This is a genomic window from Janthinobacterium sp. GW822-FHT07H11, from assembly GCF_058798615.1.
In genome coordinates this window covers 3,002,381-3,017,364 of sequence record NZ_CM179507.1, presented here as the reverse complement: position 1 = coordinate 3,017,364, position 14,984 = coordinate 3,002,381, and the positions used below count along the sequence as shown (strand labels likewise).

Annotated in this window: 10 protein-coding genes and 3 pseudogenes; 6 read left to right on the top strand and 7 right to left on the bottom strand. The window is 57.5% G+C overall.

From position 1 onward, the window contains the following. Positions 1–333 precede the first annotated feature (333 nt). The 5 genes and pseudogenes from AC3RCJ_RS13540 to AC3RCJ_RS13520 all read left to right on the top strand — a co-directional run bounded on the left by AC3RCJ_RS13540 (position 334) and on the right by AC3RCJ_RS13520 (position 4,818). Positions 334–534: a bacteriocin gene (locus tag AC3RCJ_RS13540; protein WP_492963376.1), complete on the top strand. Its 201-nt coding sequence runs from the start codon at positions 334–336 to the stop codon at positions 532–534. Positions 535–642: 108 nt separating this feature from the next. Then, positions 643–1,740, top strand: coding sequence for an MvdC/MvdD family ATP grasp protein (locus tag AC3RCJ_RS13535; protein ID WP_492963374.1), 1,098 nt, complete (start codon positions 643–645; stop codon positions 1,738–1,740). A 365-nt stretch (positions 1,741–2,105) separates the two neighbouring features. Then, a pseudogene (locus AC3RCJ_RS13530) lies at positions 2,106–2,294 on the top strand (hypothetical protein); the annotation flags it as partial. Positions 2,295–2,521: 227 nt separating this feature from the next. Further along, positions 2,522–3,779 (top strand): annotated as a pseudogene (locus AC3RCJ_RS13525) (IS3 family transposase). Between the two features lie 643 nt (positions 3,780–4,422). Further along, positions 4,423–4,818 carry an ACT domain-containing protein gene (locus tag AC3RCJ_RS13520; protein ID WP_492963372.1) on the top strand — a complete coding sequence of 132 codons (396 nt, stop codon included), beginning with the start codon at positions 4,423–4,425 and terminating at the stop codon, positions 4,816–4,818. A 297-nt stretch (positions 4,819–5,115) separates the two neighbouring features. On the opposite strand, the gene AC3RCJ_RS13515 is transcribed toward AC3RCJ_RS13520, so the two are convergent. The 6 genes from AC3RCJ_RS13515 to AC3RCJ_RS13490 form a co-directional block, all read right to left on the bottom strand. Beyond that, positions 5,116–5,379 (bottom strand): HNH endonuclease, encoded by a 264-nt coding sequence (locus AC3RCJ_RS13515; RefSeq protein ID WP_492963463.1) that lies wholly within the window; start codon positions 5,377–5,379, stop codon positions 5,116–5,118. 346 nt (positions 5,380–5,725) lie between these two features. Further along, entirely contained in the window at positions 5,726–6,130 is a 405-nt protein-coding gene (locus tag AC3RCJ_RS13510; protein WP_492963370.1) for a copper-binding protein, read from the bottom strand. A gap of 75 nt (positions 6,131–6,205) precedes the next feature. After that, complete coding sequence (locus AC3RCJ_RS13505; protein WP_492963368.1) at positions 6,206–9,370, bottom strand: efflux RND transporter permease subunit; 3,165 nt, start codon at positions 9,368–9,370, stop codon at positions 6,206–6,208. Further along, positions 9,367–10,887: an efflux RND transporter periplasmic adaptor subunit gene (locus AC3RCJ_RS13500; protein ID WP_492963366.1), complete on the bottom strand. Its 1,521-nt coding sequence runs from the start codon at positions 10,885–10,887 to the stop codon at positions 9,367–9,369. The genes AC3RCJ_RS13505 and AC3RCJ_RS13500 overlap by 4 nt, the downstream gene beginning before the upstream one ends. After that, positions 10,884–12,197 carry a TolC family protein gene (locus AC3RCJ_RS13495; RefSeq protein ID WP_492963364.1) on the bottom strand — a complete coding sequence of 438 codons (1,314 nt, stop codon included), beginning with the start codon at positions 12,195–12,197 and terminating at the stop codon, positions 10,884–10,886. The genes AC3RCJ_RS13500 and AC3RCJ_RS13495 overlap by 4 nt, the downstream gene beginning before the upstream one ends. A 77-nt stretch (positions 12,198–12,274) precedes the next feature. Beyond that, positions 12,275–12,637, bottom strand: coding sequence for a hypothetical protein (locus AC3RCJ_RS13490; protein ID WP_492963362.1), 363 nt, complete (start codon positions 12,635–12,637; stop codon positions 12,275–12,277). Positions 12,638–13,184: 547 nt separating this feature from the next. Here AC3RCJ_RS13490 and AC3RCJ_RS13485 point away from each other — a divergent pair. Then, positions 13,185–13,364 (top strand): annotated as a pseudogene (locus tag AC3RCJ_RS13485) (transposase domain-containing protein); the annotation flags it as partial. 346 nt (positions 13,365–13,710) lie between these two features. On the opposite strand, the gene AC3RCJ_RS13480 reads toward AC3RCJ_RS13485, so the two are convergent. Next, the gene (locus tag AC3RCJ_RS13480) at positions 13,711–14,688 is read right to left on the bottom strand and encodes an IS481 family transposase (RefSeq protein ID WP_492965694.1); all 978 of its coding nucleotides are present in this window, start codon (positions 14,686–14,688) and stop codon (positions 13,711–13,713) included. Positions 14,689–14,984 lie beyond the last annotated feature (296 nt).

Sequence of the window (14,984 nt, the reverse complement as noted above, 5' to 3'; positions counted from 1 at the left end):
TTGATATCAATCGTAGTCATGGTGGGAAAATATTTTTTAGAACTTCTTAAAAAAATAGTTGACATAAAATATTGTATCAATCAATAATTTGAGCACTTTTTCTTGGAAGACTTATTTCCGGTAAAGATCCAGGATATTTTTCAATGAATACAGTGTTGGCGGAAGCGGTATTTATCCAATCTTGTGTGAATTTATTGTAAAGATACCTCTCTAAATTTTTAGAGCTAAAATTATTACCAAGAGTAATCATGCATCTTAAGAATTCCGGCTAAAGGAAGCCGGCGTACGGTCTGCTATCCGTTGAAAATAGCTCAACTTTTTTAGGAGTACGAATTGGAAAACACGGAAACGCGTAATGGAGCAGTACTGGGCCGACGTTTGGCGCGTGAATTAACGAATGAAGAGCTGCAAGAAGTTAGCGGGGGCGCCTACACCGATTTCAATAAGGACTATGGTGTTGGCTCCAAACCAGGTTGGGATAATACGTCCACAGGTCCATTCAAGGACGCTGATTATACTAGCGATGCCGGTTAAAAACGGCTCGTAAAAGCAGCCGTCGGCCCAGTAGTATGGACTTATGCTGGGCCGTCTAGTGACTTCAAAAAGTTCTGCGGGTTACTTTCCAATATTTAGGGCTTTATTTTGACGATACTTATTCATACGATCCCTGCTGACAGTCATGCAATTTCAGTACAAATTGCACTTGAAAAATTGGGATTTCAGGTTCAAACATGGTTCACACGCGACTTCCCGTCTCACCAAACGGCGGAATTTGTATTCGATGGAAATAAAAATAGTACTTTTGAAGTTTCTGACGACAGTGAGTGCATTAAAAGTACTGCAGGAATTGAGGTGGTCTGGCATCGAAGAATTCCGAAAGCACAGTGCGCGATGCCCGCTGTTGAGGCAATAGATAAAGAGTTCGTCGACAGTGAGATCCGTTATTTCATGGCATCTGCAATTCCTTTGATTGGTCAGGATGCATTTTGGGTGAATGATCTAAAAAACAGTCGATATGCTGACAATAAAATAGTTCAACTACAAGCCGCTGTAAAAGTTGGCTTGAGAGTTCCAGAAACTGTAGTGACCAATAACCCGGAAAAACTTAGAAGTTTCATCCGATCATGTTCTCCACGCAAGGTGATTTATAAACCGCTTCGGGCATACGCTTGGCGTAAGCCGGAGACTCAATTAATAACCTATACAAGTTTGGTGAGTGAGGCGGATCTACCGGAAGACATGCTTATCCGTTCTTGTCCGGGAATCTATCAGGAATATTTCGAAAAAGCATTCGAAGTGCGCGTCACGATTATGGGTAACCATGTTATCTCAGCGGCATTATTCGCCGAAGATAAGCTTGATTGGCGAGTGTCTGTGCTTAAAAATGAGTTGAAGGCAAGGGCCTACGAGTTACCGGACAAGCTAAAACAGAAATGTATAATGTTGCTGAGTGAACTAGGATTGGTTTTCGGATGCATCGATTTTATTGTCACTCCAGATGGTGAACATATATTCCTTGAAAACAACGAAGCAGGCCAATTTCTTTGGATCGAGCAGATGGTGCCTGAATTGCGTGCTCTAGATCCTTTTGTACAGTTTCTGGTGGAGAAGAATCCTGATTTCGAATATATTCCGCCAGAAAATCCGGTGACTTTCAGCGAAATTGCCTCAAGTGAACAGTATGAAACCTTGAGACTACGATTCGATTCGCATCAATTGGCAGAGCCAAATTTGGGATGAAGCTGCGTGATCCGCTGTGTTGTGATATTTAATATCTATCAAACGCTTGAACAGTTGGCAATCTAACTAGGCCGCAAGCGTTTGCTATTGCCATTTTGAGCCCAGCGCCGAGTTGATTGGTGAACGCATGGCGCCATTGGGAAAAGGTGTTGTTTCAAGCAGGCGTGATCTGCGCGAGGTCGTTTTCGGTGGTGAGGTAGTCGAGTCGCACGACTGGCTGATCATTGATGTGAGCCAACACATGGGGTAGCTATGCCTCGGGATCGACGCCATTGGGCTTCGCCGTCCCAGATGAGTTGATCGGGGCGGTGCTCAACACAGGCCGACGCCGGCGAATATGTAATTTTGGCGCCCAATGGCGGTAGACCTTGGCCCGTTCACCGCACAAGGTGGATGTTATTTGCCATCCTACGCTGGCCGGCATTGAGCTCAAACATGCATCAGCTGATATCCACTATTCGCCGTTTGACGACAAGGTCGAACGGGGCCACATGGGGCAGCAACGGATTTTGCGCCTTGGCCTTGGAGCCAAGCAATATCTGGCTCGGGTGCTCATACTATGACAGTAGCTTGGCAACACGGACGCATCAAGATGATAAGGGTAAGTAGTTGCCTTCAATAAAAATTGAAAAATATTTTTTAAAATCAATGACTTGTAAACCAACGCAACTACACAAACGGTGAACCGAAAAAACCGGAAGAAAAATTGTGTGAAATAGCCCCTTGATTCACCAGACACAGCATATGCGTTATTCTTACGGATAGGAATAGGACTGTGCATATGACTAGGAACAAGCAAACAATCGAGGTGGTGACGGTGAGTCAGGAGCGCCGCAGGCGCTGGTCTGCCGAGGAAAAAGCGGCGCTGGTGCGCGAGACTTACGAGCCAGGCATGAACGTGTCGCTGGTCGCTCGCAAGCACGGCGTCGGTGCAAGCCAGTTGTTCAACTGGCGTAAGCTCGAACGGGAAGGCGCGCTAACGGCGGTCACTGCTGGCGAATCGGTGGTGCCGGCGAGCGAACTGGCCGCTGCGCGCGCGCAGATAGCCCAGTTGCAGCGCATGCTCGGCAAGAAAACGATGGAGGCGGAAATCCTGAAGGAGGCCGTCGAGTTCGCTCGCGAAAAAAAGTGGATTGCGCGCTCGCCCTTGTCGGGCAAGGACGACCAGTGAAGCCGGTCTGCTCTGCCCTTGGCGTAGCGCGCTCACACGTCGCCCAACTGCTGGTTCGTCCCGCAGACTGGATCGATGGCCGCACCATGCAGACGTTCCACCAACCTGCCGACGCCATCCTGGTCGACGCCGTGCGCGCCGAGATTACGGCGCTGCCGACCTATGGCTACCGCCGGGCTGGCGCTCTGGTCAACCGCACGCGCGCCTTGATGGGCCTGCCAGCAATCAATCACAAGCGGTTTTATCGCGTGATGAAAGCGAACAGTCTGCTGCTACCCAAGGCGCCGAAACGCCCAGTGAGCAGCCGCGTGCACAATAGCGTGATGGCGGTGGACAAACCCAGTCGACAGGGTGCTCGAACGGCTTCGAGATCGCCTGCGACAACGGCGAAGTGGTGACCGGTGTGTTCATGAAGGATTGCTGTGACCGAGAAATCATTGCCTGGCGTGCGTGGGCCGAACGTGGCCTGCCTGGCGAGCCCGTGCGCGACATGCTGGTGGAAGCGGTCGAGACAAGATTCGGCCAGGCCAGCGTCGGCTCGACCAGGCTGGAATTCTTGAGCGACAACGGCGGCGCCTATCGAACCCATGAAACGCACGCGCTGGTGCGCGCACTTGGGATTGAACCGGTGCATACACCGGTATGCAGCCCGCAGTCGAACGGCATGGCCGAGAGCTTCGTGAACACGTTTAAACGGGACTACGTCAGCCTGATGGATCGCGGCACGGCAGAAGTCGTGCTCGCCCAGTTGCCAGACGCTTTTACGCATTTCAACGAGGTCCATCCGCATTCGTCGCTGAAATGGAAATCGCCTCGCATGTTCAGGAGAGAGCTGGCGCGCCGGGCTCAGGAAAGCGGCGCTAACTAAACGATTGGCTGTGTCTGGTTATACGGGGGCAAGATCAGTGGGTCCTACAAATATTCTTCAATCCACAATTCTCGCATGACCTAATAATTGAGTGTCAAGTGAATCGCCACTAGTCACCTAGACTCTCCTGCTCCATAGTTCTTGAAAGATGAAGAGCCGATGGATCGTGTTATAGCCTGGGCGTGCTGCCAAGCACATGGTGTGCGAAACTCGTAGTTGGCTGATCCAACGACGAGAGCGGGTCTGGGTCTATCTCCCCTGCCCTGCAGAGACTCATGCCGCACGCTAGAAAAAGCAGGCGAGCGCCGATCGAGGCAGTCGCAGCGGTGCGCCGGCTTCTGGGGCCTATTACGGCACAATTTGCTACGATAAACTAGCCCGTCATCTGCTTCGTGCGCTCGGCCAGATCGGGGACTTTGCGCGCTGGCGGTGGACTTGCCACCACGGCCGGCGCGGCCTGGCACGTCATAGCATCACGCCAAAACAGAAGCTTGCCATGGCCGCATAACCTCTACTTTTAGCGCGCTCTAAAAATGGGAGGATTACCATTAGAGTCGTGAATGGATGATTAAAACTATTCACTACAAGAGGCCACCCGATCGTATATGCTGGCTTCAACATCATTCCAGGGGCAAAGATTAATATGCATCAGATAACACTCGAACAAGATCCATACTCCTATGCAGTCAGCCGCCTCGCGCATGATTCGGTAATTCCCGATTGGGTCGACGGAAAAGGCTTTGTCACCATCAGCCGCTCGCGCCAGGAGCTATCGATCGTCTGCAGGGCCGATCGCGTACCCGCAGGCATTCAGTCCGAACAGGATTGGGTATGTTGGCGTTTCGTCGGTCCGTTCGCTTTCGGCGCCACCGGCATTGTCTTGTCAGTTATCGAGCCGCTCTCGCGCGGCGGGATCGGCATCTTCGTTGTATCGACCTTCGACGGCGATCATCTATTGCTTCAGAGACGCGATCTCGAACGTGCGTTACCGCTGCTGACCGCAGCAGGACATCGATTCATAAGCTATGACGAAAAATAGCGTGTGCACAGAATCGCACGGGATCACAAACTGAGCCCAGCCCTCGCCCGTATCACCGAAGCCGAAGTGTCGGCACCTTGAACGTAGCCACAGCACTCGTCAAACAGTCCAACTTGCGGAAAGCATTTCGAGACGCATGTGCACAGTGCGGGGGGGGCTGATATCCAAAGCGCGCTGATGCCGCGAAACACCTCGATCTCCCATTTTGCTTAACAGGGCTTTCATTCACACGTTGGTGCTTCTTTGCCGCACCAACGCCTCTGCGCACCGCAACAACGAATGTCGATTTCATCCCAACTAACAACTTCCCACGAAAACTGATCTCCACGGCTTTTTCCCGTAGTGTCGTTGACGATGACAATTTGGACATAACGCTAGTGCATTTTCGGGCATGTCGTCGCCATGTTCTGCGAGTGGGACAATGTGATGAACTTCTAGGTATGGCTCCCCATTCGCCTTTTTAATAAATGGCGCCAATGCCCCACAGCCTTCACATTTACCGCATGCGCGCTCTAAAACTTCGGCGACTACGTCAGGATCTCGATCAAATACTATTGTCATCACATAGCGAACGTCTGGCTTCCGGATCTTCTTTGCAGCTAACCGAGTTCGTCGAGCATCGCGATCATCGCTCATCACTTTTCGAGTTCGCTTTTCAAAATCGTCACGAATGACTGCGGCTTCATCGCAGGGTGCATCCGGCTCACAACGCTGACACAAGCGATTGAACGATACCTGCCCTGGTACATTTTCTTTTACCCAGTTCGTGATCGCCTCATGGTTCAAAGAGCAGAGTTTGGTTATACGGGGGCAAGATCACAGCGTTTCGGATCATCTCGTCGCAATCGATATATAGACATTGTTAAAGGAGGTGCTACCTCGTATCGAGATCACCTCCTACCGGATCTTATCTTACTCCGACAACAACATATTCAGCACCTTCTTTCTTGATGTCGACATGTACTTGCTTCCCCACCTTCAGTTTGCCAAACAGAGCCAGATCTTTTACTGTGAAACCCATCGTCATCGGTGGCCAGTTCAGACTTTGAATCGCTTCATGCGCCAAGATCACCTTGCCCTTGGCCGCATCGACCTCCTTGACGGTGGCGATGGCGCTATGGGTGATTGTAGGACGGTGACTGGCGTCGGTAGTGGCCATCATTTCTGTGCAATCCTTGGTCGCCATGCCCTTCATAGCCTGGCAACCTGGCCGTTCCATTTTTCCGTCTTTCACTGCCATTGGCGCTTGTGCAAACACCGGACCGGCAATACACATGACCAGTAGCAAAGGGAGTTGTAAAGTGTTTTTCATGATGGTTCCTTTGAGTAACTAAAAAATAGATTTCCTCCCACAAGCTCTCTCAAGCTGCGAGCACCTTGCGCCTGCCTAGTGCGCAACATCTGTAGACAACCGCTTGCCCATTGCAGCCCGCATCGCCTTACGACGAATCAACAGGTAGACCGCTGGCACGACAAACATCGACAGCAACGGCGCCGTGATCATGCCGCCCACCATCGGTGCGGCGATGCGCTGCATCACTTCCGATCCTGTTCCCGTCCCAAGCATCACCGGCACCAGCCCGGCAATGATGACGGCCACCGTCATGGCTTTCGGCCGCACGCGCAGCACGGCACCCTCGCGGATGGCGTCCAGCAAGGCCGCCTCGCCGTGCGCGCCCTGCGCCTGTTTCGCCTCCCATGCCTGTTTCAGGTACAGCAGCATGATCACGCCAAATTCTGCCGACACTCCCGCAAGTGCGATGAAGCCCACGCCGCTGGCCACCGAAAGGTGGTAGCCCAGCAGCCACAGCAGCCAGATGCCGCCCGCCAGCGCAAACGGCAAGGTCGCCATGATCAGTGCGGCTTCGTCGACGCGGCCGAAGGTCAGGTACAGCAGCACGAAAATGATCAGCAAGGTGGCGGGCACGACGATTTTCAACTTCGCCGTGGCCCGTTCCAGGTATTCGAACTGCCCCGACCACGACACCGAATAGCCGGGCGGCAACTTGACCTGCGCAGCGACCGCGCGCTGCATCTCGCGCACGGCCGAACTCAGGTCGCGCCCATGGATATCCACGTACACCCAGCCAGACAAGCGCGCGTTCTCGCTTTTCAGCATGGGCGGACCATCGGCGATGCGAATGGAGGCCACGTCGCCCAGGCGTATCTGCGCGCCCCGCTCCGTCAGCACGGGCAGCTCGCGCAGTTTCTCGACGGAATCGCGCAGCTCGCGCGGGTAGCGCACGCTGATGGGAAAGCGCTGCAAGCCTTCCACCGTTTCGCCGATGTTTTCGCCACCGATGGCGCTGGCGACGATACTTTGCACATCGGCAATATTCAAGCCATAGCGGGCCGCCGCGTTGCGGTCTATCTTGATGTCGACATAGCGCCCGCCGTTCAGGCGCTCGGCCAGCGCCGAGGACACGCCGGGCACCTGCTTGACGACATGCTCGATGCCGGCCGTGATACGGTCGATTTCCTGCAAGCTGGCGCCCGCCACCTTGATACCGACGGGGCTCTTGATGCCCGTGGCCAGCATGTCGATGCGATTGCGGATGGGCGGCACCCAGATATTCGTCAGGCCCGGCACGTGCACGGCGCGGTCCAGCTCCTCGACCAGCTTGTCGGGCGTCATGCCGGCCCGCCACTGCGCGCGCGGCTTGAACTGTATCGTCGTTTCAAACATTTCCATCGGCGCCGGGTCCGTGGCCGTCTCGGCACGGCCCGCCTTGCCGAACACCGTCAGCACTTCCGGCACAGTCTTGATCAGGCGATCCGTCTGCTGCAGCAGTTCGGCCACCTTTCCCGCTCCCAAGCCGGGCAAGGCCGATGGCATGTACAAGAGGTCGCCTTCGTCAAGCGGCGGCATGAATTCACCGCCCAGGCGCGACATCGGCCACGCCGTCAGCAGCACAGTCAGGCCCGCCAGCAGCAAGGTAGTTTTCGGACGCCGTAACACCCTGTCCAGCAAAGGGCGGTACAACGCGATCAGCCACCGGTTGAGCGGATTGCTGTGCTCAGCAGGGATGCGGCCGCGGATCAGATAACCCATGAGTACCGGGATCAGGGTGACGGCTAGGCCGGCGGCGGCCGCCATGGCATAGGTCTTGGTGAACGCCAGCGGGGCGAACAGTCTGCCTTCCTGCGCTTCCAGGCTAAACACAGGAATGAACGACAGCACGATAATCAGCAAGGAGAAGAACAAGGCGGGGCCCACCTCGGCGGCAGCGTCGCCGATCACGTTCCAGTGCGTTTCACCCTGCAACTGCTGTCCTGGGTGCGCGTCGTGCCAGGCTTCGATATGCTTGTGTGCGTTTTCAATCATGACAACGGCCGCGTCAACCATGGCGCCGATCGCGATAGCGATGCCGCCCAGTGACATGATGTTGGCATTAACGCCCTGGTAATGCATGACGATGTAGGCGATCAGGATACCCAGCGGCAGCGAGACGATGGCCACCAGCGCCGAGCGCAAGTGAAACAGGAACACGGCGCAGACAAGGGCCACGACGATGAATTCCTCGATCAGCTTTTGCTGCAAATTGCCCACGGCGCGCTGGATCAGGCTGGATCGGTCATACACGGACACAATCTCCACGCCGGGCGGTAAGCCCGCTTTCAGTACGGCCAGCTTGGCTTTCACAGCGGCAATGGTTTCCAGCGCATTCTTGCCCGAGCGCATGATGATCACGCCACCCGCCACTTCGCCCTCGCCGTTCAGTTCCGCAATGCCGCGCCGCATTTCCGGCCCCAGCTGCACCGTGGCCACGTCGCCCAGGCGTACTGACACGCCCGCGTCCGTCGTTGCCAGAGGAATCTTGCGGAAATCATCGAGCGACTGCAGATAGCCCGAGGCACGTACCATGTATTCCGCCTCGCCCAGTTCCAGCACGGCACCACCCGTTTCCTGGTTGGCGCGCTGCACGGCGGCAATCACCTTCCCGTGTGGAATGCCGTAGGCGCGCAGCTTGTCTGGATCCAGCACGATCTGGTACTGGCGCACCATGCCGCCAATGCTGGCCACTTCCGACACGTTCGGCAGCGCCTTGAGCTCGAACTTGAGGAACCAGTCCTGCAGAGCGCGCAGTTGCGCCAGGTCCTGCTTGGCGCTGCGGTCGACCAGCGCATACTCGTAGATCCAGCCCACGCCCGTGGCATCCGGTCCCAGCGCCGTCTTCGCCTGCGCCGGCAGACGCGACTGCACTTGACTCAGATATTCCAGGACGCGCGACCTTGCCCAGTACGGGTCCGTGCCATCCTCGAACAGGATGTAGACGAAGGAATCGCCGAAAAAGGAATAGCCGCGCACGCTTTTTGCGCCCGGCACCGATAGCATCGTGGTCGTCAACGGATACGTGACCTGGTTTTCGACGATCTGTGGCGCCTGTCCCGGATAGCTGGTGCGCACAATGACTTGCGTGTCGGACAGGTCGGGGATCGCGTCGAGCGGCGTGTGCGCCAACGACCAGGCGCCCCAGGCCGCCAGGAAAATAGTCGCCAGCAGGACGAGGAAGCGGTTGCCTATGGACCAGCGTATCAGCTTGGCAATCATGGCTTGCCTCCCGGCATCGCCATGCCGCCCATGGATGCGGCGGCAGGCCGGATGGCTGTGATGACGAAGCCGCCCTGCGCGCCCTTGCTGAAAGCAAAGTCCACCTTGTCGCCCACGCGGAGCTGCGCCGGCAAACCGCCCGACGGCAGCTTGAACGCCATCGTCATTGGTCCCCATTGCAGCGACGCGACAGGGCCGTGGGAAATGGTGATGTCTTGCGGGCCGACCTGCTCCACCGTGCCCGCCGCGTGATGTTGCGCCACGGCGGGCGTCGCGTCGGCCGCAGGCATGCCGCCCATGCGCGTGATGGTGCCCTTCAGGCTGGCTTCGGAATCGACGAGGAACTGGCCCGATACCACCACTTTCTGCCCGGCAGCCAGCCCTGTACGGATTTCCGTCATGCCATTGCCCTCGGCACCGGTTTGCACCTCGATCGGAGTAAAGCGGCCGCCCTCCCCGGCCAGCATGACGACCTTGCGCGTACCCGTCTGAATTACAGCTTCCGAGGGCAGCAGCAGAACGTCGGTAGCCGCCCCAGGCGCGAAATTGAGCGTTGTAAACATGCCGGGCAGCAACTGGCTGCCAGGATTGGCCAACTCGATGCGGGCCGTCACGGTGCGGGTAGCTGCGTTCACTTCAGGCAAGATCACGCTGACCTTGCCATGGAAAACCTTGCCGGGCAGCGCCTGCACGCGCGCTTCGACCGGCGTGCCTGGACGCACCATGGCCGCAGCGCTCTCGGGCAGTTCGGCGTTAACCCACACGTTGGCCAGGCCGTTGATGCGGAACAACGGTGCGCCGGCGGTGACCGTCATGCCTTCGCGGGCCGCCAGCTCGGCAATGACGCCGCCGATGGGTGCCGTCACCGTCAGCCGCGCGTGTACGGTGCCGCTCGTTTCCACCAGGCGGATCTGCGCCTCGTCCATGCCTGCCAGGCGCATGCGCTGGCGGGCTGCATCAGCCAGGCCAGCCGCACCATCGCCCCGCATGCGGCGGGCGGCGAGGAATTCTTCTTGCGCGGCGATCCAGTCCGGTACATACAGTTCAGCCAAAGCCTGGCCTTTGCGCACGGGGTCGAACGGCGCGCGCACGGCCAGGCGCTCAAGGAAGCCGCCGCTGCGCGCCTGCACGACGGCCACGTCACGCTCGTTGTAGGCCACGTTGCCGACGGCCGCCAGCGGTACGGACAGTGCGCCCGAAGTGACGAGCGCCGTGCGCACGCCCAAATTTTGCTGCACTCGGGGATCGATGCGGATGCTGCGGCTGTCATCGTTGGCGGCATCGCTGTCTGCATAGACAGGAACCAGCTGCATGTCCATGAACGGTGATTTGCCTGGCTTGTCGAACTTCTGGCCCGGCACCATGGGGTCGTGCCAGTACAGCGGCGTCCTGCTGCTGGCAACTGCCGGTGCAGCGTGGGTGCCGTTGGCAGCGCCGAACTGATAGGCGGAGTAGCCGACGGCGGCAAAGCTGGCTGCCAGCACGGTGACGATGGCGAGTGTTTTTTTATTGCTCATTGCGGGTGCTCCAGGTCTTGCTGGGTGTCAGGAAAGAGGAAACGCAGTTGCGCCCAGCGCTGGGCAGTGTCCATCTGCAGTCGTACCAATTCAATACGTGCATCCATCGTGCCGCGCCGGGCGGCCAGCACGTCGGCCAGCGTGCCCTTTCCACCCCGGTAGGCTGCCAGGGCAGCTTCGCTGCGCTGTTCCAGCACGGGCAGCAGTTGCCGCGTGTAGCGCTCGGTACGTTCACGCCCATTCTTCCAGGCGATGAGTAAGGCATGGGTGGTGGCGGCATCGTCGCGCATGGCTTCTTCGCGCTCATCCTTCGCCTGCTCGGCCAAGGCCAGTTTCGCCGCCAGGTCGCGGTCCTGGCGTTGCGGACGGTCCCACTGCAGGGGGAGCGACAGGCCCACGGAAAGCATGTTGCCGTAGGCGCTGCCGCGTTGCTGGAAGGCTACCTCGACGCTCCAGTCCGCATGGCGGTTCGCCTGCGCCAGGTGCACATCAGCTTGCGCTGCCTCTTCCTGCCGCGCCAGCACGGCGATCTGCGGGCGGCGCGCGCTTTGGGCGTCGAGTATGGCCGGATCGAGGCCGATGTTGTCCAGGTCCGGCAAGTCGGATTCTGCCAATTCGCTTTCGTATCCCGTCCAGCGGGCCAGCGCATTGGCGGCCACGTCGAGGTCACGCCGGGACTGACTGCCGCGGTCTTCCAGCACAAACAGGGCGGCGCGCGCGGCCAACAGATCGGCCTGGCTGCCGCGCCCGCCGCGATAAGCGGCCTCGGCAGCGTCGATTTCCTGGCGCGACAGCTCCAACTGCTTGGCCAGCACGGTGGCCACCTTCCGGTTGTAATACACGTTCAGCCAGGCGATTGCTGTCTCGCGCTCGATGGCGGCCAGGGCCACCTGCTTCTGTGCCTGCGCCTTGCCCGCTTCGCGTTCCTGGCGGACAGCGCGCCAGTGCAATTTATCGGTGCTGGTCAGTTCCTGCGCGATGCCGATGCGCCGCATGGTCATGGCATCGCTATTCAAATTAAAGCGGTCGTGGCCGCTCAGCGGAAGGTTGTCGATGCCAGCCTTGAGGACGGGATCGGGCCGCTGCCCAACCGCGATGGCCATTTGCTGCGCGGCGGTCACCGCTTGGTCTTGCGCAGGCAGCTGCCGCGAGCGGGCGACGGCCTGCCGCAGCGCCTCGTTGAAAGTCAGTGGATGCGGCGCGGCCGCTGCCAGCAAGGGCAATGCCAGGGCGAATGCAAGCGCCGTCTTGCGCCAAGGGCGAAGACGCGCTGCGCGTGCGTGCGTCTGCACGCAGTACGAGAGTGACATGGGATCTCCAGAATGCAATGGACAATAGCGTCACACCAAAGATGGCGAGACGGCAACGTTCTAGGCAATCTGCAGTGTCAAATGCGGAAACAGCAATGGCGGATGGCGATGGGCGGTGCGGTGGAGCGCGCCAAGGCCACATCCAAGGGCGGACGGACTTCCGGCAGGATGGGTACGTCAAGAACCACCCACAACAGCGGCACGACAATGGCGACGAAAGGCGGCAGGTCGGCGACGGGTATCTTGTCCAGGGATTGTCTGGCGGCGTCGCCATGCGAGTAGACATGGCACAGGGTCGATTGATCCGTATCCATGCCGGTGCAACCGGGCATGTCCGGCATGGCCATCATCATTGCATGCATGGATGCAGTCTGATTACTCCCCGCCTGCGGCGCGCCCGGACACAGGTACGCCGCGGCAGCATGCTGCATGAACAGCATGCTGAGTATCGCGACGAACATCGTCAATAAGCGCGTGGAGCGAGTAGTCTTCATCAACGTTTTAAAGGAATGCAGCCAACCTGGTTGAGATAGGAGTCGACAATTATTAGTCCTTTTCCATATTCACACTGTAATCGTTCCAATGGCGGGAAGGTCAAGCTTTTTCTGTCTACCGCTACATGTCTTGGGCATACCAGTACATTCAAGTGTAGCCGGCGAGCCGGGAAGATGTTGGCACCGCATTGCCAGTAGCTGCTGGACGGTAACTTTCGGCGCATTTCTTTGAGCCGGATCCAACACAAATGCCGCTGTTGGTCCATTTTTGCCGGACAGGAGACGTTCACGTTTTGCCGCGGTCACCCACCAGAGCAACTACGAAAGGGTACGTTGCTGCGCAGTTTGTCGAACGAATAGCGTGCGATCTCGTAGCTGTCTGATCCAATGACGAGATCGGGCTGGCTGTCTGTCCACCTGCCCCGCAGAGACTTCTGCTGCGCGCTAGCAAAAGCTACTTGAGCTTCGGCGGGCTGTCGGTACAACCAGCTGCCGCAACCGCCTGTTCGCCAGCGCCGCCGTTAGTTACTCACTGATCGGAACGGCCAAGCTCAATGGCGTCGATCCCGAGGCCTGGCTGCTCCATATGCTGGTGCAGATCGCAGATCACTTTGTCAACCGGCTCGACGAATTCCTACCTTGGCACTTAGCCGCGCAGATTTCAACGGCTTGAAACACGCCGCTTCCCAGCGGTGGGATGCCATCATCTATCGAGCAAATCAATACCCGGCTCAAGACGGCACTGACTTATGCTTACCTAGCTGACTCCTGGCGAGTCGGTATGCCCGTGCGCGACGCGGCGCCACCCTTGCAACGGGCTTTGATGGTTATCGCAAGTGTCCCTTGACGGTTTGGTGTAGCAACCTGCAACGCGTTGCAGCCGTTGCAGGTGCCGTTATTGGAATATCTCACCCTCGCCCCTTTGAAAAGTCGCTTTCATCGTGCACCGCCAAACAGAATCGACTGTGCTCACGATGTGCGAACCATCTGCGTACTTATTTCGGTGAAATATTAGGTGCTTAGTTGTCCAGTCCCGTTTGATCATAAACGCGCTTGACGAATAGCTCCGGCTTCTTTTGCTGCCATTCTTTGAGCGCCTGGATGGGTGTTTTGGCACCGATGGCCCGTTGTGGAATGTGGTGGTTGTAAAGCTTTAAATAGTTGAGCAAGGTCGTCTCCAGATCGGCCCGGCTGTCGAATCGGGTCTGCTGCAATAGTTCGCTGATACGGCCGTTGAATCGTTCGACCATACCATTCGTTTGCGGATGCCGGGGCGGTGCCAGGCGGTGTTCGATACCCATGGCGGTGCAGACTTTATCGAAAGCGTGCTGGCCACTGGGCTTCCTGTCCTTTGTTGTGAAGCGGTCGGTGAATTGCGAGCCGTTGTCGGTCAGCAGTTTAATGATCTTGATCGGTGAGGCCAGTTTGAGCCGGCGTAGGAAGTCGACGCTGCTTTTGACTGTCATGTCACCGTAGATATGCAGGAACACCCAACGCGTGGCGCGGTCGATGGCCACGAACAGATAGCGGCGCGAGGTTTCGTCTGGCATCTGCGGCAAGTATTTAATGTCGACGTGAACAAAGCCGGGTTCGTAGTCCTTGAAGGTCTTCTTGGCCGAGATCGTTTCTCCCTCGGCCTTGGGAATCACATCTTCCAGGCGGGCCATGCCTTCGCGCTTGAGCAAACGCGCAATGCCCGAGCGGGAGACGTCGGGATTGATGTATTGCTGGGTAATGTACAGCAGGTCGTCGAGCGGCAGATAGAGCGATTGGCGCAGTGACAGCACGATGGCCTCCTGCGTCGCGCTCAGGGTCGTATGCAGCGTATGGGCGCGGTGCGAACGGTCTTGCACATCGTCCCGCTTGAGCCACTTGGCAGCCGTGGCACGAGTGATGTTGAAGACCTTGGCGGCCTCGCGGTCGGACAGTCCGGAGTCCTTGATTTCCTGCCGGATCTTCGGGGTGGTGCGGGCTTGGGGATGAATGCGTGAGCTCATGGACTGAAGTTTATGCGATGTGCTGTAACCGGTGGGACGATCTCGGTGGCAAACCGCCGATCAACTCGTCAAGCACAGCTTTGGCCCGGAACAGGGCCATGCTGCGACGAGGAATATGATCGCACGAAACTAAACAGGTAACACGGTGTCAGGGATTAGAGGGTGTAGACGAAATCTACTCTTAAAAGCGCGTCTGCTGAGCAGCAGACGCGCTTCAGCCAACCACGCCCAGGCTGCCGAAACAGTGAATTTGCGGTCGTGATGCGTCACTCTGCGGCATCAGCGCTCCATCCACG

What these genes read in the sequence shown, in the direction of transcription:
- AC3RCJ_RS13490 (WP_492963362.1), bottom strand. Translation starts at nt 12,637, where the DNA reads ATGCTGTTCATGCAGCATGCTGCCGCGGCGTACCTGTGTCCGGGCGCG.
- AC3RCJ_RS13520 (WP_492963372.1), top strand. Translation starts at nt 4,423, where the DNA reads ATGCATCAGATAACACTCGAACAAGATCCATACTCCTATGCAGTCAGC.
- AC3RCJ_RS13515 (WP_492963463.1), bottom strand. Translation starts at nt 5,379, where the DNA reads ATGACAATAGTATTTGATCGAGATCCTGACGTAGTCGCCGAAGTTTTA.
- AC3RCJ_RS13500 (WP_492963366.1), bottom strand. Translation starts at nt 10,887, where the DNA reads ATGAGCAATAAAAAAACACTCGCCATCGTCACCGTGCTGGCAGCCAGC.
- AC3RCJ_RS13510 (WP_492963370.1), bottom strand. Translation starts at nt 6,130, where the DNA reads ATGAAAAACACTTTACAACTCCCTTTGCTACTGGTCATGTGTATTGCC.
- AC3RCJ_RS13505 (WP_492963368.1), bottom strand. Translation starts at nt 9,370, where the DNA reads ATGATTGCCAAGCTGATACGCTGGTCCATAGGCAACCGCTTCCTCGTC.
- AC3RCJ_RS13480 (WP_492965694.1), bottom strand. Translation starts at nt 14,688, where the DNA reads ATGAGCTCACGCATTCATCCCCAAGCCCGCACCACCCCGAAGATCCGG.
- AC3RCJ_RS13495 (WP_492963364.1), bottom strand. Translation starts at nt 12,197, where the DNA reads ATGTCACTCTCGTACTGCGTGCAGACGCACGCACGCGCAGCGCGTCTT.